Below are 20,885 nucleotides of genomic sequence, written 5' to 3'. Positions count from 1 at the left end.
TGAAAACAAAAAAGCATTCCTGAATGGAATGCTTTTTTTATCATGTATAAATTTCAATTTATCTACCAATAACTTCCGTAATCGGGTTTCCTACATTTCCACTTGGGAACTGAATTTTCAATAAAGAAGATACCGTAGGTGCAATATCTGTCATGTGATAAGCCTTGTTGCTTTCTCCCTGCTTCACACCCCATCCCATAAAGATCAATGGAATATGAGAGTCATAAGAGTTCCAAACGCTGTGTGTAGTTCCGGTTTTAGAATACGGAGGAAGCATAGAGTCATGAGAAATTAACTGGATATCTCCACTTCTCTGTCTGTTGATTCCGTTGATAATTCTTTGTTTGATCGGCTCCGGAATACTTGACTCCTGAACTCTATCCACTGAAACAGCATATAAAACGGTAGGATCTTTCTCTAGTTCTTTTACCGCAAAGTTTCTCACATCATCCAATTCAAGCTTGCTGTCTGCCAATACTTTTCTGTCAAAATAAATCTGATAGTTATCAATCGCATTGATCAATTTATCTGCCCCAAATTTATCTTTCAGTTTTTGGTTCAGGTTCTTTTCCGCATCTTCACCGAAGAAACCAGTCGTGATTTTATGTTCTTTAAGGAATCCTACAGAATGCGCTCCACCGTGGTCAGCAGAAAGGAAAACCGTATACTCTCCTTTTCCTACTTTTGAATCCAGATATTTAAAGAATTCTGCTAAATCCTGGTCTAATCTGATATAAACATCTTCCACTTCAATAGAATTCGGACCAAATTTATGTCCTGCATAATCGGTAGAAGCAAGGTTAATTGCTAAAAAGTCTGTAATATTATCTCCACCCAGTTTTTCACCTTCTACAGAAGCTTCTGCCAGTTTCAATGTCAGTGTATTTCCAAAAGGTGTATAACGGATATTGTCTTTTTTCTTCTGATAATCCTGAGCTAAATTACTGTAAGGGAAAGTAGGTGTTTTTGAACTTCCCAATAGACCTTCCCAAGGAGAATTGTCCGGTGCACTTTCTGTATATTCGTTGATTGGAAGTAAGGTATTCCAACCGTTGGCTACTAATTTTTCAGGAAGATTCTGAGAGTTGAATGATTTTACCCATTGAGGAAGATCATTCATATACCATGTACTGGTAATAAAATTTCCTGTGCTGTCATCAAACCAGAAAGCTCCGTTTGGAGTGTGTCCTGCAGGAAGAATAGAAGCTCTGTCTTTCAAAGAAACTCCAATTACTTTTCCCTGGAAGTTGGTAGCCAGCCTCAATTCGTCAGTTACCGTAGTAGACCAAAGGTTTTTCGGAGAGTGGCTTCCGATTTTCACATTGGTAGTTCCTACCGGCTGAACGCTCTCATCTGCGGTACAGTAAACTCCTTTACCTGTTTCTTTATCTGTCCAGTCGTTTCCTGCAATTCCATGAATAGCCGGCACAGATCCTGTATAAATACACGTATGTCCCAAAGCTGTAATAGTAGGCACATAAGGAATATGTACATTATTCAAAGAATATCCTGTATTCAAAAGTCTTTTGAAACCATCGTTTCCATACTTACCATAAAAACGGTATAAATAGTCCCAACGCATCTGATCTACTACCAGACCTACAACTAATTTTGGTCTCTCAAGTTGGGTATTTCTGTTCTTCTGCGCATTGATTGTAACTACGGACAAAAAAGTAGCTGCCGCAATTGAAATGTTCCTAAGCATCCAAGTAAATTTTTATTGACAACAAATTTAAGGGTTTTGAAAGTTTTGGAGTGTGAAATTTTATTTAATTTTGATTATTGTACAATTCATCAATCAACCCTCTATGATTCTAGGCGTATACTGGTATTTCAAATTCCCAGATCATTTATATGATTTTCAGTTTTTCAAATTTTATCCGGGATATGGTGGGCATGCCGATAATCCAGCCGAGCTGGCAGCAAGAGTTCAGGTTGAAAATACAGATGATTTTATCCGAAAACTGGAAGAATTGAAAACAGATTTCAAAGAAACCTACTTACATATGAACATCGATGGAAATCAGCTGATCATCAATATCGGAGACCATCTGCTTTTTGATTTTCATTTTCAATTTGCCCTAGAAATTGAAGAATTGCTGATTTGTGAAAATGCTGTATTATTAGATTCCAGTGCTCCTTTTACCATTCAATCCAGCAAAACTTATGCACCGGAAAGAGAAGGATTCAAAAATATTGAACATCGTTTCATTCAAATGGTGGGTTCAGATTTTAAAAAGTATAATGCTGAAAATTTTTCAATTAGAATCGATTGTAACATGCCTTTACAGGATAAAAGAAGCTTTATCAATGACTTGATACAGCTATGTCATGAAGAAAACCTCAATGTATTCTATTATACTGATTTCGATTTTGAAAATCATTGCAACCTGATGCTCTTTTTCACCAATGGCAGACAGAAGAAAGAGAGGATTCAAAAGGTGGATATTAATTCTTTTGGAACTAAAGTACGGCAGCTTGCCCAGAAATACCCTCTTCACTTCGGTCATTTCGGAAGTTTCAAAGAGTATCCTTTACAGGGTCCTCATATAAGGCTGATGGTAGATGAAGAATACATTGTAAATAAAAAATAAAACCATTTTAATTCAAAAATATGATCAAATTCAAATATGTCATTCTTTATGTTGAAAATGTAGAACAGTCCATGAATTTTTATAAAAATACTTTTGGTTTTGAAATAAAATTCATCACTCCGGAAAAAGATTACGGAGAATTATCTACTGGAGAAACCAGTCTTTCATTTGCTTCTGTAAGCCTTGCAGGTTCCAATATCAAAAAAGGCTTTTTAACCTCAAAAGCTGAAGACAAACCTTTTGGAATGGAACTGGGGTTTGTAACTGATGATGTAGAAGCATTAGTTGAAAAAGCAATACAAAATGGAGCCGTTCTTTATGAAGATATTGCAGTAAAGCCATGGGGACAAAAAACAGCTTATATCAAAGATCCGGACAATTATCTGGTAGAAATATGTACTGAAATTCAATAAGCTTAAAAATACTTGATGTGGAAATAAGAAAATTACAACAATTAGCTTCTAATCCAAGCTTAGACTGGGGACATAATGGGTATACAACAGACAGAATATACTCAGTTTCCTCCATTGAATTTGGAGGTTCTTTTGAGTTTAGCTTAAAAGAAAAGTCTTTACCTTATACCAAAATCTGGGAAACCACTTCTGAAGACCTTGAAGAACTGAATATCATCATTGAAAAAGGAAATTCTTTTGGGGCTTTTATAAGTGAAGAGCTGGCAGGCTGGATCATCTGTGAACATAGAACATGGAACAACAGCTTTTATATAGAAAACATTCTGATCGACGAGAAACAAAGACGGCAGGGAATCGGAATTATGCTGATTAAAAATGCTATTAAAGAAGCCCGGAAATTAAACTGCAGAGTTATTGAACTCGAAACACAGAATACCAACTACCCTGCTATCCAGTTTTACCGAAGAATGGGATTCAATATTACCGGACTCAATACAAGACTCTACAATAATACAGAGGAAATCGCTCTTTTTATGACCTTAGATGTGGAATAAATACATGATAAAAAATGATATTATGATAAAATCTTTTACTTCTTGTTAATTAAAACACTTGTAGGTGTGCTAATTTTTCTATACATTAGTAATCAGCAAATTAAAACATGATTATTATGAAAAATGTAAAAAAATTAAAGAGAAGCCAGCTTGTGCTGATCAGTGGTGGTGACACTCCCTATGCAATATGTGATATGGATGGCAATTGCCCGCCAACGATAGGTTCTTACTATTGCAGCGATGGTACCTGTTACAGAGTTTCCGGAGGAGGCGGTGGCAACCCAGGATGCAACGAACCAATGCGTCTTTGCCAGGAATGGGAAACTGGATGCGGATGCGTTTATATGTAAAATATTTTGTTAGATAAAATCTTGTGGGGGGCGGTTTTTACCGCTCTTTTTTTATATCCGTTTCAAAGGAATTTTTGAAATAAATAATTAAAAAACAGATAATCATTAACAATTACCTGTTTTTATTTTGTCAACATCAACAAGTTCCCCTTCCAAAATAACACTAATATTTTATCACAATTTTTCCTGTTGCACCCTTTTCCAGATGAGAAAAAGCAGATTTTACATCTTCAAATGGATATACACGATCAATGACAGGATGTATTTGATGCGCTGCTAAAGCTTCGTTCATGTGGGTAAACATTTCTTTAGAACCCACTTCTATTCCCTGCAGTCTGATTTGTCTGGACATAATTTTCACGGTATTCAGTTCCGCACTTAATCCACCGATCAAGCCAATGACTGCGATGGTACCGTCGAGGGCAATTACATCCATGGATCTGTTGATATTACTACCTCCTACCACTTCTACAATATGGTTTACCCCTCTTCCACCAGTAATATCCATAACGTTTTTTTCCCACTCGGGGATTTGACGGTAATTAATAAGGTGGTTAATTCCCATCTTTTTACCTAACTCCAGTTTCTCATCACTGCTTGATAATAAGATCACTTCAGCACCAGCCATCAGTGCAAATTGAGCAGAAAATAAAGAAACACCTCCTGTCCCCTGAATGAGTACTGTAGTACCAGGTTTAAGATCTCCTTTTTCCATTATGCCATGCCATGCTGTCAATCCCGCGCAAGGTAACGTTGCTGCTTCCTCATCGCTTAAAAAATCTGGGACCTTAATGACTTCATTTTCATGAAACACGGCATATTCCTGCAACAGTCCGTCTGTTTTTGCACCCCCAAGAGAACCACCTGTCTTTTCATCTGTCAGATTTCCATCTATCCATTTGGGCAAAAATAATCCGGCAACGCGGTCATTTATGGCTAAAGTTGTGACTGCACTTCCTTTTTCGACAATAATTCCCACTCCATCAGAAACCGGCACCCTTCCTACAGGAGGTTTCCAGGAAGAATAGCCTATTACCACCATCAGATCTCTATAATTAAGAGAATTGGCTTTCATTTTCACTAATACTTCATTGGGTAAAAGTTTGGGATAGGATTTATCAACCAGTTCAAGAGAAGATATACTGTACTCTTTATTTACCTGATATGCTTTCATTTTACTTATTTTAAAATTGTTACACTATAGAGAAAAACCGTAATTTTATAAGACAAATGTATGCTGAAAAAGTCACGAAGAATAACCTACAGCCCATTGTGAGCTACTAATAAATAAGTGAGTATGAGTAAAAAGAAGCTGAGTTCTACCAATACAATCAATGAACATTATCTGGACGACAGATGTACCCTGAACAAAGTACTAAAGATTATTGGTAAGCGATGGGTAGCAGAAGTTTTATTACTCATTACCCATGATGTCTCACGATTTTCTCAATTGAAAGAAACTTTGACTGGAATCTCAGACAATGTATTATCTTCAGTACTCAATGAATTGGTTAAATCAAACCTGATCACTAAGAAAATATTCAATGAGGTTCCTCTAAAAGTTGAATATCATATTACACCCAGCGGATCAGAATTAACAAAGGTGATGCACCAGCTCTGCAGTTGGGGAAAACAAAATATTCCTTATGAAGTCAGAATTCTTCCGGGGTCTATGAAATAGTAAACGTGACCATCATGACCTTTAGATGGGATAAGACAAAAGGAAGAAAATTTCTTATTTTAGTAATAAACAGCCCTTTACAATTGTTATGAATATATGAAAACAATCTCTTTCCTACTCTTTTTTTTCGTTTCACTGACTATTGTTTCAGCTCAGAATCATTCTTCTGAAGGCTTTTATGAAACCTCTGATCATGTCAGGATCAAATATAAAATCTCCGGAAAAGGAGAAGCCTGCTTTTATATTCCCGGAGGTCCCGGCCAGGGATATCCATCGTTTGAACTGATGGGTGGAAATAGTCTGGAAAAAAATATGCAGATGGTTTATATGGATCAACGGGGTTCCGGGGCCTCCGGCACATCGGAAAATTATCATCTCGATAAAATGGTTCAGGACATTGAAGAACTGAGACAGCAGCTCAAGTTGAAAAAAATCTTTCTGCTGGCACATTCCTTTGGGGGAATCATAGCAGTCAGTTATGCAAAAAAATATCCCCAGCATACCAAAGGGCTTATCCTTTCCAATGTCACTCTCCATTTCCTGAATGATGAATCGGTCAAAGAACAGATTGAATATGGAAACAGCCTTTTACAGGCAAAAAACAGAGAGGTTCCTAAAGACAGTCTTTCTTCAGAACTTTCAAAAATCAGCAGTGCATTAAGAAAAAAAAGAATAGGATATAAATTCCTGACCGAAGATATCGAAACCATAAAACAATCGGATAAGATTGATTCTCTTTATCCCCGCATTATCGATTTCGGAATGGCGGTAATCTCAAAACCTAAAGACTTCCCGGAATACTATTCCGATTACGCTCCTATCACAAAAGATATTCATGTCCCTGTACTTATCATCACAGGAAAGAAGGATAAGGCAGTCGGAACTCAGCATTATAAAACCTTCCGGTTTCCCAATCAGAAAGTAGTTTCCATTGATGGTGGACACCTTTTGTATTATGAGAAAAATAAAGACTTTGTAAACGCTGTAAGCCATTTTGTGAATACAACCAAGTAATATTGGATTGACAATTTTATTATACTACGTTTCGGCGCGGCCTTCGGCCGCGCCGAAACCCTTACTACCCCTTACCAAAGCCTCTCCAGCTACTTCATAAACGGTATCTAACCGGTTCATAACGACCTCCACCCACTATCACAAGTCCATATAGCCGGTTCCATAACGGGCTATACCCCGTTCAAAACACCCTCCAGCCCCTTCATTAACTGCCTTTAGCCCGTTCTATAAGTCCCTGTCACCACTTATCATAGGTGCTATCACCCCTTCCGAACTACCTGTACCCCCACACAACCGGGTATCCCCCCTTACCTAAGGGGGTAGCGGGACTTACTGAAGAGGATAAACAGTTCTGAAAGTGGCTGTAAATAATCTTGCTCCAATTATGGCTTCCCACAATGATCAAGATAAAAGATTCTTTATATTTGAACATTATGAGCTACTACAAATAATTGATATATCATAGATCACAACTAAAAAAACTTTATTATGAAAAAAATATCTATCATCTTCTTCTTATCATTATGTCTATTTTCTAAAGCACAGGAAAATGAAAGTTTAAATTCAGCTACAAGAAAATTCATTAATGGTGCTGATTTCACTCAAATCAATAAAGATTGGAATGTAACCGCTGATTTCAGATCAGGGATTGGTGAACAAGTATCTTTCTTTCCTGTAGAAGCTATTAATCTTAAAACAAACCAAAAAATGAAATCTATTCAAGTTAATATGAATATAAAATCAGATTTCATGGGAAAGTCAAAAGAGTTTTTCAAAACATCCTGGTTAGATTTAGATGAGGTAGAAGAATTTGTTCTATTTATAGAACAATACGTAATTCCCAATCTAAAAGATAAAACAGAAGGTAAACAATCCACAAATTATATTTTTAACTCTAAAGAAATATCTTTCAATTTCTATATTGAAAAAAATACTCGTCGAATCTCTATTTATCTAAAAGATTATGGTATAACTGATAATGAACATTATTTTTGGACAGAATCTCAGGTAAATAAAATACCTGAATTATTGGAAATTTTAAAAAAAATAAATGGAAAATAGCACAAAATCATTCGACATTCCTTAATCAATCTTACCTCTTCATTTTTCTTAATGGTTCAAATTATAAAGACCCTCAAAAAACAAAACAGGCTGTTTCAAATTGAAACAGCCTGTTTTTATCTATTGTAGTACCTGCTTAAAAGCCGGTCAATTATTAGAATTTAAGATCTCCATTCACCTCTCTTACTGCGTTTGCAGCTTCAGCGAACTTCAATTGCTCTTCAGCAGTCAATGTTACGTTTACGATTGATTCTACTCCGTTTGCTCCGATGATAGCAGGAACTCCTAAGCAGATATCGTTTTGTCCGTATTCTCCTTCAAGCATTAAAGAACAAGGGATCATTTTCTTTTGGTCGCATGCAATCGCCTGAACCATTACAGAAACAGCAGCACCTGGAGCATACCAAGCTGAAGTTCCTAATAATTTGGTAAGAGTAGCTCCTCCTACTTTAGTTTCTTCGATTACATATTTTTGCTGCTCTTCGTCTAGGAATTCAGTTACAGGAACACCATTTCTTGTCGCTTTGCTCAATAGAGGAAGCATACCTGTATCACTGTGAGCTGCGATTACCATTCCGTTTACATCAGAAATTGGAGCTTCCAATGCTTCAGCCAATCTGTACTGGAATCTTGCAGAGTCTAATGCACCACCCATTCCGATGATTTTGTGCTTAGGAAGACCTGAAGTTTTGTGTACCAAATAAGCCATAGTATCCATTGGGTTAGAAACTACGATGATGATTACTTCCGGAGATTGTTTTACTAAGTTTTCAGTAACTTCTTTCACGATACCAGCGTTGATACCGATCAATTCTTCTCTTGTCATTCCAGGTTTTCTTGGAATACCTGAAGTGATTACTGCTACATGAGAACCTGCAGTTTTACTGTAATCTCCTGTTGTACCCGTAATTTTTGTATCAAATCCGTTAAGAGATGCTGTCTGCATCAAATCCATTGCTTTTCCTTCAGCAAACCCTTCTTTAATGTCTACCAAAACTACTTCTGAACAGAAGTTCTTCATTGCGATGTATTCCGCACAGCTTGCTCCTACAGCGCCTGCACCTACTACAGTTACTTTCATATTGTTACTTTTTAAAAATTATTTTTTGTTAGTTAAGTTTAAATTTGAAACTCCCCAAATTTAACAATTCCTGAAAAAATGCGCAATCTTTCAGGAATTTAATTAGAATTAAAATAAATTAGTTGACGTTCAGTAAAAACGTATAAAGTTTTTTCGCCCCGGAAAGCACGTCGTTGTAGTTTTCTTCAGCGACTTCGGTATCCAGAACTTCTTTAAAATTCTTCCACATAGGTCCCGTATTCTCCTGATAACATCCGAAAAAGTTGAAAGTAACCTCATCAAAACCTTCTGTTTTGGAAAGCTGCTTAGCAATAACGTTACCCCCCAGCGTAGAACCTTCAATCACGTACATTGCTCCCAATGCTTCATGCTCATTCTCAAATTCAAGATCGTGAGACTCTATCTGGTTTTCCAAAGAAAGACTTTTAAGATCTTTTTCAATAAGAGAAAGCTTCTTTCTTGCATCAAGCTGAAGTTTTTCTGAATACTTATCAGAAAGGCTGCTGAATATTTTATTTTCACTGTGAAGAAGCATCAGATAATTCGTGTGAATAATCTTTTTATAATCTTCTAAAGTAAAGGTTTTATTAAAAATCTTTTCAGAATTAAAAAGTTTTTCTGCCGCATCGTGATAATCTGCTGTATTCTGTTTAAGATATTCTGATACCATACATAACGTTTTAAAAGTTTCTCAAATGTAAGGCTTTTTGAACGTTAAAATAAAGGAAGTCCCCTCTTTATTGCTCTCAAAATCTACATTCCCTCCTATTCTTTTCATAATACGGTGCACAATAGACAACCCTACCCCATTTCCTTTGAATTTCTTGGCATTGTCCATTCTGTTGAAGATTTTAAACATTTTATGCTTCTCCTCTTCAGGAATACCAATTCCATTATCAGAAATCCTGTAGATAATAGTCTGCCCGTCTTCCGTTCCTTCAATTTCTACTTTCGGATGATCCTGATGGGAAGAATATTTCACGGCATTATTGATAATATTGAGAAATACCTGATGCAACATGGTTTTATCGGCCAAAACATCCGGACATTCTTTAATAATAACTTCGCTTGCTGCGCTGCCATACGTCATCTTTGCATTTTCAGAGATTTTATGGATCGTAGGAGCTGTTTTCAGACTTTCAAGCTGAACTTCACTATGTTTGGCGCGGCTCAGCTGCAATACATCCTGCATCATTTCAGCCATATTATCAATCTCCTCGATAATCGTATTGATCTTGGTTTTGCTCTTTTCAGCATCAGCCATTAGATTTCCCAACAGCATCTGGGCATTCAGCTTCATCACCGTCAATGGAGTTCCTAAGTCGTGAGAAATAGTATAGGAAAAACTGTCAAGCTCTTCATTCACTTTTTTAAGCTCATCATTAAGACCTTTGATCGCATTATAGTTTTTGTGGGATGTTTCTAAAATCAAATCCCTTACAGCATGTACTGCACTTATATTTCGTGAATTCCATCTTGTGGAATACCCTTTAATATTCTCTGTAAAAATACGGAAAGACGTTCTTGGTGATATCATCTGTTTTTCCTCTCCGTTTTGAGAAAAAACAGTTACCCTTTTTTGAGGATTACCAGCCCAGTCGATATGCTCATTAAACTCCTTACGGAACCAGATCAGCATTTCATTTTTATCCCTTTCGATGAAATAAATAACCACTCCGGCTGCATTTTCAGACAGCTGAAGTTCTTCACCGTAATCTTTAAGGAAACTTCTGCTGACATAGATACGGTCATTTGTATTTGTCAATCCCCATTGTGCAATCTTCGCAATATTTTTGAGATCCGGAGTACTTCCGGCTGTTACAATACTTCCATCCGAAATAATAGCCAGCCCATCGGCTTCCGGTAGGTTTTGAATCTCTGTTTTACTTTCAATAAGGGAATCAAAAAGATGATTATGTTTTAAAAATTTTGTTTTCAGCTGAGATATCTTTTCATTCAGCTCCAGACGGTAGTTCAGTTCACGTTTGGATTTAAAGGAAGAATAGGCATTCGCGGCTAAAGCTGTAAAAATACCCGCCTGTACCCTGTCCTCAAGATCAATATGCTTAGGATCTACATTCTGACAAGTGACCAATCCCCAGAGATGGTCATCAATAATAATGGATATGCTGAAACTGGAAGCCGCTCCTGAATTTTTAAGATACTGTCCATGAACTGGCGACATTCCCCTGGATGCAGAAAAAGTAAGATCTATATTTTCAGGGCTCTTACTTAGAATCGGAACCATATCAGCATACACATTGCTGAAGATTCTTTTTCTTTTTTTAAGATAAAGATCCCTTGCCTGTTTCGGAATATCAGATTCCGGGTAATGAAGTCCCAGAAAGCTTTCCATATTTTCATTCTTCTTCTCGGCAATGACCTTTCCGGAACCATCCATCATGAATTTATAAACCATCATCCGGTCATAATTCACCACCTTTGAAAGGGTCTCCAAAAGATGATCCCAAAGCTCTTTTTCATTATCGATGATATAAAAATTATCATACTTATTCGAAATCCGCTTATTGGGATTAATCAGAACCTCCTCAAACTCTAGGAAAATATAAAGATCACTCCTGAAAACAGAAAAGTGATATTCTTTATCATTAATAAAAATCTTGTCAAAGTAGGTTTCGTTTTTACGTCTCGTAAACCGGTCTAGTGAAGTATAGATCTCTGAATCAATAATGCTTTGAAAACTATGGGGAAAGTCCGTAATCTTTCTCCCGAATAGTGCATCTGAACTCTCGATTTTAAATATATCCGAAATATTCCTGCTAAAAAAAGTAATGGTACGGGACTCTGCATCAATGCCAATCAAATAACCAAAACTTTGAATAGAACCCGGAATATGGATAGGTTCTTCATGGCATTCTATAAAATTCATATATCTCTTCAGTCTATTAACCAAATATAACATTTTTTCTTAACAGCATTCTCTTTTGTGGTACTTAATTTTAAGAGTCCTTCAGCCTGCATCCATCGAATATTTTATTAGAAAAAAAGGTTGAAAAATACATTGAAGTATTCTCCATTTTAACCCCATTTTTATATGATATCACTAAAAGATACGAAAAAAAATCCAATGAGAATACTTTACAGTCATTAACCATGATTCATTACATGAATTACGGATTATTAACCGTAAATATTATGTTATTTAAACTAATTTTTCTAAATTTATGTCACCAAATAATGAATACAGCCTCAATACATTGAATTATTCATAATAAATTCAACGTAAAATTTAAATTCAAATAATACTATTATGAAAAAGTTCCCATTAATTTTATTTTCTCTAGTCCTTTCTATAGGATTATGGAATCCATCAGAAGCCTGCACAAGGGTGGTTTACAAAGGTCCTCAGAATACCATTATCACAGCCAGATCTATGGACTGGCGCGATGAAATCCCGGCCAACCTTTGGGTTTTCCCAAGAGGAGCAGACCGCAACGGGCAGGTAGGTTCTAAATCTGTAAAATGGACTTCTAAATACGGAAGCCTCATCAGCTCTTCCTGGGATATTGCTTCAGCCGATGGGATGAACGAAAAAGGATTGGTTGCCAACATGCTTTGGCTGGGAGAATCCCAGTACCCGAAATTTGATGGAAAAGGAAGTAAAAAGGGAATTGCCATTTCATTATGGGCCCAATATTATCTTGATAATTTTGCCACAGTAAAAGAAGCTGTAGAATTTTCACGAAAAGAACCGTTCGTCATTGTAAGTGATTATATTCCGGGAACAGAGAAGTTTACAACAGTTCATCTTTCCATTTCGGACGCTTCAGGAGACAATGCGGTATTTGAATATATTGACGGAAAACTGGTGATTCATCATGATCCCTCTTATACGGTAATGACCAACTCTCCTGTTTTTGAAGAACAGCTGGCCCTTAACAATTACTGGAAAGGAATTCCGGGAACGGTAATGCTTCCGGGAACCAACCGTGCTGCGGACCGTTTCGTAAGAGCATCTTACTATATTAATGCAATACCACAGACTGCCGATACCCGTACAGCGGTGGCGAGTGTTTTCAGTGTCATCAGAAACTGCTCGGTCCCTTATGGAATCACTTCTGAAACGGAACCTAATATTTCATCAACGAGATGGCGTTCTGTTTCAGATCAGAAAAACCTGGTGTATTATTTTGAAACCGTTTTCACTCCAAACACGTTCTGGGTAGATCTTAAAGATTTTGATCTGAGCCCTAAAGGAAAGGTGATGAAGCTGGATTTGAGTAATAACAACACCTATAATGGTAAATCCAATGCGAATTTTAAAGAATCTGCACCGTTCACATTCTTAGGATTAAAATAAATATTTCACCACAAAGACGCTTACGCTAAGTAAAATAATCTGTTTTCAGCAGAGGAAAGGACGTAAGTATGCCACATGACGATTGAATGGGTGACCTTTCTCTTCCTCCGAAAGGAGTGTCAAGTCAAAGATTTGATGGGTGGTTTAAAATACTTTTAAGTTCATTTACAGTAAGAAACTAGTGGTAACATAAAGTTCCACAATAAAAAAACAAAAAAGATATGGCCTTTTTTTCGATTAAAAAGAAAAGCCTGATCCTGTGCATGCTGGCCTGCGGGTTATCAGCTTATGCACAAAATCAGGATTCTCTGAAGACCACACCTCCTCCACAGGAAGAAGACAATGTAAAATATCCGCAGCTGCAGATCAAAGGCCTTTTTCAGGCGCGTTATCTGGTAGGGATGTCTAAGGATGTTGATGTAAACGGACTTCATCATACCGATGGCTCCGGAACTGATAATAATTTCATGCTCAAATACATGAGGGTTCAGGTTCGGGCACAAATCAGTAAACGTACAGAAGTTGTTGTCTTGGCCAACCTTGCCGATTTTAAAAATGATCCTAAAAGCAGAGTTCTTGAAAATGCTTATCTGAAATATACCTTCAATCCAAAATTAGCGATTACTGTAGGACAGTTCAGACCCTGGTTCGGTATTGAAGAGACTTACCCTATTGACATTATTAAATCTTTAGACTGGTCCAATCAGTATACAGAGTTTGGGAAACTGGGCTGGACAAGTTTCCAGATCGGGATGTCTGCCACAGGACAGCTTCAACTTGGAGAAATACCCTTCCAATACGCAGTTTCTATCGTCAATGGAAACGGAAAAAATCAAATCAATGACAACGACAACGGAAAACAGTATTCTACCCGTTTGGTTTTTGGACTTTCCAAAAAATACAATTTCAATGTAGGTCTGAATGGAGGTACCGGGGAAGTTTTCAGCAAAAAGGTATACGCTTTGGGAATAGATCTGAGCTCACTGATCCAGTTCGATCCAAAATGGAGCATGGATATGCAGCTGGAAGCCAAACAAGCTACCAACCACGTGCTCTACAACTCCATTGCCCCCGAATTACGTCCGGATAATCCTGATCAGTATCTGATACGCGGTGCTTATTTCCTTCCGAATTTAAGATATGAGATCAATCACAAAAATCTGAGTGCTTTTGAATTATCCTGCCGATACGAATATCTTGACACCAATTTCAGGCTGGCTTCCAACCCAAGACAAACAATTACCCCAATGTTCGGATTGGAATTTTTAAAAAATTACGGAGCAAGAATTCAGCTGGGAGTACAGTTTGACCGTTACAAATATCAGGTAGAAAATACCTCACAATACAATAACAATCTATTCATAGTGCAAGTACAAAGTAGATTTTAACCCACTAAATAGTTAGTATCATGAAAGAAATTAATATCAGAAACGTAGCGATCACATTTGCCGTTGCGTTGATCATATGGTTCATCCCTGCCCCGGAAGGCGTTGCCGAGAATGCATGGCATCTGTTTGCCATCTTTGCAGCAACCATATTAGGAATCATCCTTAAGGCAGCCCCTATGGGCACCATGTGTATGATGGCCATTGGCTTTACAGCCCTTACACAGGTGGTAGCTCCGGGAGATGCCGGAAAATCTATTACAAAAGCGCTTTCGGGTTTTGGAGATAAAGTGATCTGGCTGATCGGGATCTCATTTTTTATTGCCAGAGGATTTATCAAAACAGGGCTTGGAAACCGTATCGCTTTTGTATTCATAAGAGTTTTTGGTAAAAGTTCATTGGGATTAGCATACGGATTAGGACTTGCCGATGTTTGTCTGGCTCCTGCTATTCCGAGTAATACCGCGAGAGGAGGCGGAATTATCTACCCGATCATGAAATCTATGGCTATAAGCTTTGATTCCGTTCCTGAAAAACCTGAAACCCATAGAAAGCTAGGGTCATTCTTAACATTGAACAGCTACTATATGAACCTCATCGCTTCTTCTATGTTCCTTACCGGTACTGCGAGTAACCCGATGTGTCAGAAATTTGCAGCCAACCTTGGTATTGATATTACCTGGATGTCATGGGCAGCAGCAGGATTTCTTCCCGGTGCGGTAGCATTCTTTGTCGTTCCTCTGGTATTGTACAAATTATATCCGCCTGAATTGAAAAAAACCGGTGATGCCCCGAAAATGGCCGCACAGAAGTTAAAAGAAATGGGGCCTATCTCTAAAAATGAATGGCTGATGTTATTAGCATTTTTCATTCTATTAGCCCTTTGGATATTTGGTGGAGCACTTTCTATTGATGCAACCACCACTGCATTCATTGGATTAACATTGCTACTGTTAACCTCAGTACTAACCTGGGAAGATGTAAAAGGAGAAAAAGGAGCATGGGATACCATCGTTTGGTTTGCCGTTCTGGTGATGATGGCGAGTTCTTTAAACGAATTAGGCTTCATTGGCTGGTTTAGTGATCTTATCAAAGTAAAAATCGGTGGTCTGAGCTGGCAGGTAGCTTTCCCTGTAATCATTCTGGTGTATTTCTTCAGCCATTACATCTTTGCAAGTGCTACCGCTCACGTAGCGGCTATGTATGCAGCATTGCTTGGTGTAGGGGTTTCTCTGGGAATTCCTCCTATGTTATTGGCTATGATGCTGGGTTTCATGGGTTCAATTTATGGAGTGCTTACCCATTATGGACACGGTCCGGCTCCGGTATTTTTCGGAAGCGGATATGTAGACCTGAAAGCCTGGTGGGTAAGAGGTCTTGAAATAGGAATCGTTCTGCTGATCATTTATATGGTTGTAGGAGGATTGTGGATGAAAGTCTTAGGATATTATTAATTTTTAAATCGAAAATATGTTATCAACATTGTCAAGAAAAATGCTGATGTGCCTTACAGGACTCTTTTTGGGATTCTTCCTGTTGATTCATTTCCTTGGAAATCTTCAGCTTTTTCTGCCACAAGAACAGGCACACCTGCAGTTTAATGCTTATTCGCATTTTTTATCAGGAAACATCATTATCAAAATAGTGTCTTATGTTTTGTATGCCAGTATTATTCTGCATGCCGTAGACGGGCTGATTATTACTTTAAAAAATAAAAAATCCGGAGGCGGTTATCAGTCGGACAGACGCGGAAGAGCCAGCCAATGGGCTTCCAGAAATATGGGAATCCTCGGAACATTAATTCTGATCTTCCTAGTGATCCATTTCCAGAACTTCTGGTATATCTACAAATTTGGAAATCCTCCTTTGGATGAGAACGGGAATAAAGATTTATACATTCTGGTAGTGAATGTTTTCAAAGAATGGTGGTATGTTATCATTTATGTACTCTCAATGATTGCTCTGTGCTACCATTTGATCCACGGGATTAATAGTGCCGTAAGAACATTGGGACTCTATCATCCTAAGTTTGTCAAATGGTTCAAAACTATCGGAATTGCCTATTCAATCATTATCTGTATCGGTTTTGCATTGATGCCGGTGTATGTATTCTTTACTTATCAATAAACAGACTGTTATGATTTTAGATTCAAAAATACCACAAGGCCCATTGGAGCATAAGTGGGAAAATTATAAAAAGAAAGCCAGACTGGTGAATCCTGCCAACCGTAAGAAACTGGATGTTATCGTAGTAGGAACAGGACTGGCGGGAAGCTCTATCGCAGCTTCTTTAGGAGAGATGGGATACAATGTGAAATCATTCTGTTTCCAGGACAGCCCGAGAAGAGCACACTCAGTGGCGGCACAGGGAGGGGTAAATGCTGCAAAAAACTATAAAAATGATGGTGACAGTGTCTACAGAATGTTTGTAGACACCTTGAAAGGAGGCGATTTCAGAGCCCGTGAAGCCAATGTATACCGTATGGCAGAATGTTCTCTAAACCTCATCGACCAGGCCGTGGCCCAGGGAGTTCCTTTCGGCCGTGAATATGGAGGATATCTGAACAACCGTTCATTCGGAGGAGTTCAGGTAAGCCGTACTTTCTATGCGAGGGGACAAACCGGGCAGCAGCTACTTCTTGGAGCATATCAAGCTTTAATGAGACAGGTGGGAAAAGGCTCTGTACAATTGTTTTCAAGACATGAAATGCTTGATCTGGTAACTATTGACGGTAAGGCCAGAGGCATTATCGTAAGGAATTTAGACACAGGAGAAATTGAAAGACATGCAGCCCATGCAGTCGTACTGGCAACCGGAGGCTATGGAAAAATCTATTACCTGTCTACCCTTGCCATGGGCTGTAACGGATCGGCAATCTGGAGAGCTCATAAAAAGGGCGCTTTAATGGCTTCCCCAAGCTGGATTCAGGTACACCCTACTTCCCTTCCTCAATCTGGAGATTATCAGTCTAAGCTGACATTAATGTCCGAATCATTACGTAATGACGGACGAATCTGGGTACCCCTGAAGGAAGGTGAAAACAGACCCCCAAATGATATTCCGGAAAATGAAAGAGACTATTATCTGGAAAGAAGATATCCGGCTTTCGGAAACCTTGCTCCAAGGGATATTTCTTCCCGGGCGGCCAAGGAAAGAATTGATGCAGGTTTCGGAATCGGACCTTTAAAAAATGCTGTATATCTTGATTTCTCAAAGGCCATACAGGAACAGGGAAAAGATAAGATTAAAGAAAAATATGGCAACTTATTCGATATGTATCTGAAAATAACAGGATACGACGCGTATAAAGAACCCATGATGATCTCCCCATCAGCCCACTTCTCTATGGGTGGACTTTGGGTAGATTATGAACTGATGACTACCGTTCCGGGATTGTTTGCTTTAGGGGAGGCTAATTTTGCGGATCATGGAGCCAACAGACTGGGAGCAAACTCTCTTTTGCAAGCTTCTGTAGATGGATATTTTATTGCCCCTTATACGATTGCCAATTATCTGGCTGATGACATTCATACCGGGAAAATTTCACCGGATGCTCCTGAATTTGAGCAGGTTGAAAATGCAGTAAAAAACCAGATTCAGTGCTTTATGAATATCAAAGGAACCAAAACCGTTGATTATTTCCACAAAACATTAGGAAAGCTTCTGTATGATTACTGCGGACTGGCCAGAAACGAAGAAGGGCTGAAATATGCCATTCAGGAAATCAGAAAACTAAAAGAAGAATTCTATAAAGACGTAAGAGTTTCCGGACAGGGAAACCAAATGAATACCGAACTGGAAAAAGCAGGCCGTGTTGCCGATTATTTCGAAATCGGAGAACTGATGTGCTATGATGCTTTAACCCGTAACGAATCCTGCGGAGCTCATTTCCGGGAAGAATTCCAGACTCCGGATGGAGAAGCCATGAGAAATGATGCGGAATACCAATTTATCTCTGCATGGGCATGGAAAGGTGAAAATGGAGAACCAGAGCTGGTTAAGGAGCCTTTAGCCTTTGAAGAAATTCAGCCAACGGTAAGAAGTTACAAATAAAAAACAGAAAATTATGGATTTACATCTTAAGATATGGAGACAGAAAGATAGAAAAAGTGAAGGAAAACTGGTCAACTACGACCTGAAAGGATTGAATTCCCATATGTCTTTCCTGGAAATGCTGGACACCTTGAATGAAAAACTGATCATTGAAGGAGATGAACCCGTAGAATTTGATCATGACTGCCGTGAAGGAATCTGTGGACAGTGTGGAATGATGATCAATGGTATTGCCCATGGTCCTTTAAAAAATACAACGACTTGTCAGCTTCATTTACGGTCTTTTAAAGATGGGGAAACCATTCTGATAGAGCCATTCCGTGCCGGAGCATTCCCTGTGAAGAAAGATTTAAAGGTAGACCGGTCTGCTTTTGACAGAATTATATCTTCAGGAGGTTTTGTATCGGTAAATACAGGTCAGGCTCCTGATGCAACAGCTATTCCGGTTACCCATCAGACTGCTGAAGAAGCCTTTGATTCTGCAGCGTGTATCGGATGTGGAGCTTGTGTTGCGACTTGTAAAAACGGAAGTGCCGCTTTATTTACGTCTGCAAAGATCACCCATATGGCACTCCTTCCTCAAGGGAAAGAAGAACGAAGCAAACGGGTTTTGGACATGATCGCTCAAATGGATACCGAGCTATTTGGCCACTGCTCCAATACAGAAGCCTGTGAAGTGGAGTGTCCACAAGGAATTTCCGTTCTGAATATCGCCAGAATGAATTTTGAGTATAACAGAGCCTTGTTTTTCAAAAAGAAAAATTAGATCAAAGAATAAAAAGATAAAAGCGCGAATTTATACATAGATAAATTCGCGCTTTTGTTTTTTAGAAGAATGTTTTCACCTATTCATTTATCATGGCCACTACTCTTGCCGGAGCTGCAGATCCACCCACAATTTTAAGGGGGAATACGCATATTTTAAATCCGGATGGAGGCAGCGCGCTCAGATTTGTAAGCTGCTCTATATGTAAATATTCTTTTTCAATTCCTACGCGGTGACCTTCCCAGAAAAATTCAGGGTCATTCATTTCTTTGGCTTTTTTAGCCATATATCGTAAAGGAAGATCCCAACCCCATTGGTCAATTCCCATGACTTTTACGCCCTGGTCAATCAGCCATTCTGTTGCTTCTTTGCTCATTCCCGTTCCTTTTTCTACAAAATCTGCAGTGCCCATCATCTTATCACGATCAGTCCTGATAAGCACTATATTTCCTTCCTCTATGGTGATTCCGTTTTTATCAAGATCTTTTTTCAGATCATCAACCGTGATGGCAATAAAGTCTTCTTTATGAGTACAGTCGATTACAATACCGTCACCATAACACCATTCCAAAGGGATCTGATCAATTGTTTTTGCAGGTTTCCCTTCTACTACAGGACCGTAATGCCATGGAGCATCAATATGGGTTGTGGCATGAAGTCCCATATTTTTGATGGTATCATCTGCCCAGCCCGTCCAGTTTTTAGGAAAAAGCCTCGCTGGAAGTCTCAGCGCCAGACGAATCAGCCAATGTGATTTTCTATGTGCTTTATGTTTGATTTTCACCCGCATGAACCATGGGTCTCCTGCATTGTACTGAATCGGTTTTGTTAAATCGACAAGTGTTGTTTTCATATGATGTAGGCTAAAGAGACAAAGATAGCGAATACGAAGATGGAAGAAAAAGTAAATTTGCTATACTTGCCTTTAGCATTAGAAAAACATCTTTGGAATCATAATCTTTTTGGGATCATTCTCATCATACATGATCTCAACTATTCCCTGTTTAGGAACGGAAGAGAGATTCAGGAGCGTTACAATTTTCTTGTAAACAGCAATATGTTCAACCCCTTTGAAATCTTTGAAACTCACCTGAAACATGATCTGTGGCTGATCATTTACTGTAAGACCGGTCTGGCTTACACTGATGATAGGGTAAACTTCCCTGTTTTTCAGACCAATTAAAATTATTAAATTTAGTTTGTTAAACATTATGAAAAAGAGCAAATTTTCAGAACATCAGATTATCAATATTCTGAAAGAATATGAATCTGGGAAAGCGACAAAAGACATCTGTCGAGAACATGGGATTTCTGCACCTACTTTCTATCAATGGAAGCAAAAGTATGGAGGAATGGATGCGCAGCATCTTAAGGAGCTTAAAGCTCTACAGGAGGAAAACGTACGTCTTAAACGCATGTTTGCAGATCTGAGCCTGGATCATCGTATCTTAAAGGATATCATTGAAAAAAAGCTTTAAAGCTCTGTGAACGAAAAGAACTGGCAGAGGGGGTTATTAGCGAAACAGGAATCAGTGTTCATAGGGCTTGCAAGATCGTCTGCATGAGCCGCAGTATGTATTATTATGGGCATAAAAAAGACGACCAACCCG

21 protein-coding genes are annotated in these 20,885 nt (G+C 38.4%); 14 read left to right on the top strand and 7 right to left on the bottom strand.

Annotated elements, in window-relative coordinates:
- Positions 1-58: 58 nt before the first annotated feature.
- A complete protein-coding gene (pafA, locus tag C1634_RS03735; RefSeq protein WP_103232736.1) occupies positions 59-1,705 on the bottom strand; it encodes an alkaline phosphatase PafA in 1,647 nt (548 codons plus the stop codon).
- Positions 1,706-1,808: 103 nt separating this feature from the next.
- On the opposite strand from pafA, the gene C1634_RS03730 reads away from it, so the two are divergent.
- From C1634_RS03730 to C1634_RS03715, 4 genes are all read left to right on the top strand, one after another.
- Positions 1,809-2,594: a hypothetical protein gene (locus C1634_RS03730; RefSeq protein ID WP_109737912.1), complete on the top strand. Its 786-nt coding sequence runs from the start codon at positions 1,809-1,811 to the stop codon at positions 2,592-2,594.
- Between the two features lie 20 nt (positions 2,595-2,614).
- Positions 2,615-3,007 carry a VOC family protein gene (locus C1634_RS03725; protein ID WP_103232738.1) on the top strand — a complete coding sequence of 131 codons (393 nt, stop codon included), beginning with the start codon at positions 2,615-2,617 and terminating at the stop codon, positions 3,005-3,007.
- Between the two features lie 17 nt (positions 3,008-3,024).
- Positions 3,025-3,561, top strand: a complete 537-nt coding sequence (locus C1634_RS03720; RefSeq protein WP_103232739.1) for a GNAT family N-acetyltransferase — start codon at positions 3,025-3,027, stop codon at positions 3,559-3,561.
- A gap of 116 nt (positions 3,562-3,677) precedes the next feature.
- Positions 3,678-3,911 carry a hypothetical protein gene (locus C1634_RS03715; protein WP_103232750.1) on the top strand — a complete coding sequence of 78 codons (234 nt, stop codon included), beginning with the start codon at positions 3,678-3,680 and terminating at the stop codon, positions 3,909-3,911.
- A 163-nt stretch (positions 3,912-4,074) separates the two neighbouring features.
- On the opposite strand, the gene C1634_RS03710 is transcribed toward C1634_RS03715, so the two are convergent.
- Complete coding sequence (locus C1634_RS03710) at positions 4,075-5,085, bottom strand: zinc-dependent alcohol dehydrogenase family protein (RefSeq protein WP_103232740.1); 1,011 nt, start codon at positions 5,083-5,085, stop codon at positions 4,075-4,077.
- A 123-nt stretch (positions 5,086-5,208) separates the two neighbouring features.
- Between C1634_RS03710 and C1634_RS03705 the strand changes: the two genes are divergently transcribed.
- From C1634_RS03705 to C1634_RS03695, 3 genes are all read left to right on the top strand, one after another.
- Positions 5,209-5,592, top strand: a complete 384-nt coding sequence (locus C1634_RS03705; RefSeq protein WP_047378668.1) for a winged helix-turn-helix transcriptional regulator — start codon at positions 5,209-5,211, stop codon at positions 5,590-5,592.
- Between the two features lie 96 nt (positions 5,593-5,688).
- The gene (locus tag C1634_RS03700) at positions 5,689-6,606 is read left to right on the top strand and encodes an alpha/beta fold hydrolase (protein ID WP_103232741.1); all 918 of its coding nucleotides are present in this window, start codon (positions 5,689-5,691) and stop codon (positions 6,604-6,606) included.
- Positions 6,607-7,095: 489 nt separating this feature from the next.
- Positions 7,096-7,668: a hypothetical protein gene (locus tag C1634_RS03695; protein ID WP_109737911.1), complete on the top strand. Its 573-nt coding sequence runs from the start codon at positions 7,096-7,098 to the stop codon at positions 7,666-7,668.
- 154 nt (positions 7,669-7,822) lie between these two features.
- On the opposite strand, the gene C1634_RS03690 is transcribed toward C1634_RS03695, so the two are convergent.
- The 3 genes from C1634_RS03690 to C1634_RS03680 form a co-directional block, all read right to left on the bottom strand.
- Positions 7,823-8,749 carry a malate dehydrogenase gene (locus tag C1634_RS03690; protein ID WP_103232743.1) on the bottom strand — a complete coding sequence of 309 codons (927 nt, stop codon included), beginning with the start codon at positions 8,747-8,749 and terminating at the stop codon, positions 7,823-7,825.
- A gap of 118 nt (positions 8,750-8,867) precedes the next feature.
- Entirely contained in the window at positions 8,868-9,419 is a 552-nt protein-coding gene (locus C1634_RS03685) for a biliverdin-producing heme oxygenase (protein WP_103232744.1), read from the bottom strand.
- 21 nt (positions 9,420-9,440) lie between these two features.
- Positions 9,441-11,639 carry an ATP-binding protein gene (locus tag C1634_RS03680; protein WP_109737910.1) on the bottom strand — a complete coding sequence of 733 codons (2,199 nt, stop codon included), beginning with the start codon at positions 11,637-11,639 and terminating at the stop codon, positions 9,441-9,443.
- Positions 11,640-12,020: 381 nt separating this feature from the next.
- Here C1634_RS03680 and C1634_RS03675 point away from each other — a divergent pair, with 381 nt between their 5' ends.
- The 6 genes from C1634_RS03675 (at position 12,021) to C1634_RS03650 (ending at position 19,275) form a co-directional block, all read left to right on the top strand.
- On the top strand, positions 12,021-13,070 hold the full coding sequence (locus C1634_RS03675) for a linear amide C-N hydrolase (protein ID WP_103232746.1): 1,050 nt from the start codon (positions 12,021-12,023) through the stop codon (positions 13,068-13,070).
- Positions 13,071-13,291: 221 nt separating this feature from the next.
- A complete protein-coding gene (locus C1634_RS03670; RefSeq protein WP_103232747.1) occupies positions 13,292-14,458 on the top strand; it encodes a porin in 1,167 nt (388 codons plus the stop codon).
- A 20-nt stretch (positions 14,459-14,478) separates the two neighbouring features.
- Positions 14,479-15,909 carry an anion permease gene (locus C1634_RS03665; protein ID WP_103232748.1) on the top strand — a complete coding sequence of 477 codons (1,431 nt, stop codon included), beginning with the start codon at positions 14,479-14,481 and terminating at the stop codon, positions 15,907-15,909.
- A gap of 16 nt (positions 15,910-15,925) precedes the next feature.
- Positions 15,926-16,582 (top strand): succinate dehydrogenase cytochrome b subunit, encoded by a 657-nt coding sequence (locus C1634_RS03660; protein ID WP_103232749.1) that lies wholly within the window; start codon positions 15,926-15,928, stop codon positions 16,580-16,582.
- Between the two features lie 10 nt (positions 16,583-16,592).
- Positions 16,593-18,509, top strand: a complete 1,917-nt coding sequence (locus tag C1634_RS03655; protein ID WP_109738081.1) for a fumarate reductase/succinate dehydrogenase flavoprotein subunit — start codon at positions 16,593-16,595, stop codon at positions 18,507-18,509.
- 13 nt (positions 18,510-18,522) lie between these two features.
- Positions 18,523-19,275 (top strand): succinate dehydrogenase/fumarate reductase iron-sulfur subunit, encoded by a 753-nt coding sequence (locus C1634_RS03650; protein WP_103235536.1) that lies wholly within the window; start codon positions 18,523-18,525, stop codon positions 19,273-19,275.
- A gap of 79 nt (positions 19,276-19,354) precedes the next feature.
- Here C1634_RS03650 and C1634_RS03645 read toward each other — a convergent pair whose 3' ends face one another.
- Together C1634_RS03645 and C1634_RS03640 are read right to left on the bottom strand one after the other, a co-directional pair.
- Positions 19,355-20,128 (bottom strand): cyclase family protein, encoded by a 774-nt coding sequence (locus C1634_RS03645; protein WP_103235535.1) that lies wholly within the window; start codon positions 20,126-20,128, stop codon positions 19,355-19,357.
- A gap of 78 nt (positions 20,129-20,206) precedes the next feature.
- Entirely contained in the window at positions 20,207-20,485 is a 279-nt protein-coding gene (locus C1634_RS03640; RefSeq protein WP_103235534.1) for a hypothetical protein, read from the bottom strand.
- Position 20,486: 1 nt separating this feature from the next.
- On the opposite strand from C1634_RS03640, the gene C1634_RS03635 reads away from it, so the two are divergent.
- The gene (locus C1634_RS03635) at positions 20,487-20,753 is read left to right on the top strand and encodes a transposase (RefSeq protein WP_073337027.1); all 267 of its coding nucleotides are present in this window, start codon (positions 20,487-20,489) and stop codon (positions 20,751-20,753) included.
- The last annotated feature ends 132 nt before the right edge of the window (positions 20,754-20,885 follow it).

Source organism: Chryseobacterium viscerum (genome assembly GCF_002899945.2).
Classification (GTDB): domain Bacteria; phylum Bacteroidota; class Bacteroidia; order Flavobacteriales; family Weeksellaceae; genus Chryseobacterium; species Chryseobacterium viscerum.
This window is presented reverse-complemented; position numbering and strand designations above follow the sequence as displayed.

Bases quoted from the DNA above. Each gene is read 5' to 3' on its own strand.
- C1634_RS03670 (WP_103232747.1), top strand. From the start codon at position 13,292: ATGGCCTTTTTTTCGATTAAAAAGAAAAGCCTGATCCTGTGCATGCTG.
- C1634_RS03690 (WP_103232743.1), bottom strand. From the start codon at position 8,749: ATGAAAGTAACTGTAGTAGGTGCAGGCGCTGTAGGAGCAAGCTGTGCG.
- C1634_RS03680 (WP_109737910.1), bottom strand. From the start codon at position 11,639: ATGAATTTTATAGAATGCCATGAAGAACCTATCCATATTCCGGGTTCT.
- C1634_RS03635 (WP_073337027.1), top strand. From the start codon at position 20,487: ATGAAAAAGAGCAAATTTTCAGAACATCAGATTATCAATATTCTGAAA.
- C1634_RS03710 (WP_103232740.1), bottom strand. From the start codon at position 5,085: ATGAAAGCATATCAGGTAAATAAAGAGTACAGTATATCTTCTCTTGAA.
- C1634_RS03695 (WP_109737911.1), top strand. From the start codon at position 7,096: ATGAAAAAAATATCTATCATCTTCTTCTTATCATTATGTCTATTTTCT.
- C1634_RS03685 (WP_103232744.1), bottom strand. From the start codon at position 9,419: ATGGTATCAGAATATCTTAAACAGAATACAGCAGATTATCACGATGCG.
- C1634_RS03705 (WP_047378668.1), top strand. From the start codon at position 5,209: ATGAGTAAAAAGAAGCTGAGTTCTACCAATACAATCAATGAACATTAT.
- C1634_RS03650 (WP_103235536.1), top strand. From the start codon at position 18,523: ATGGATTTACATCTTAAGATATGGAGACAGAAAGATAGAAAAAGTGAA.
- pafA (WP_103232736.1), bottom strand. From the start codon at position 1,705: ATGCTTAGGAACATTTCAATTGCGGCAGCTACTTTTTTGTCCGTAGTT.
- C1634_RS03725 (WP_103232738.1), top strand. From the start codon at position 2,615: ATGATCAAATTCAAATATGTCATTCTTTATGTTGAAAATGTAGAACAG.
- C1634_RS03665 (WP_103232748.1), top strand. From the start codon at position 14,479: ATGAAAGAAATTAATATCAGAAACGTAGCGATCACATTTGCCGTTGCG.
- C1634_RS03675 (WP_103232746.1), top strand. From the start codon at position 12,021: ATGAAAAAGTTCCCATTAATTTTATTTTCTCTAGTCCTTTCTATAGGA.
- C1634_RS03660 (WP_103232749.1), top strand. From the start codon at position 15,926: ATGTTATCAACATTGTCAAGAAAAATGCTGATGTGCCTTACAGGACTC.
- C1634_RS03715 (WP_103232750.1), top strand. From the start codon at position 3,678: ATGAAAAATGTAAAAAAATTAAAGAGAAGCCAGCTTGTGCTGATCAGT.
- C1634_RS03655 (WP_109738081.1), top strand. From the start codon at position 16,593: ATGATTTTAGATTCAAAAATACCACAAGGCCCATTGGAGCATAAGTGG.
- C1634_RS03700 (WP_103232741.1), top strand. From the start codon at position 5,689: ATGAAAACAATCTCTTTCCTACTCTTTTTTTTCGTTTCACTGACTATT.
- C1634_RS03730 (WP_109737912.1), top strand. From the start codon at position 1,809: ATGATTCTAGGCGTATACTGGTATTTCAAATTCCCAGATCATTTATAT.
- C1634_RS03640 (WP_103235534.1), bottom strand. From the start codon at position 20,485: ATGTTTAACAAACTAAATTTAATAATTTTAATTGGTCTGAAAAACAGG.
- C1634_RS03645 (WP_103235535.1), bottom strand. From the start codon at position 20,128: ATGAAAACAACACTTGTCGATTTAACAAAACCGATTCAGTACAATGCA.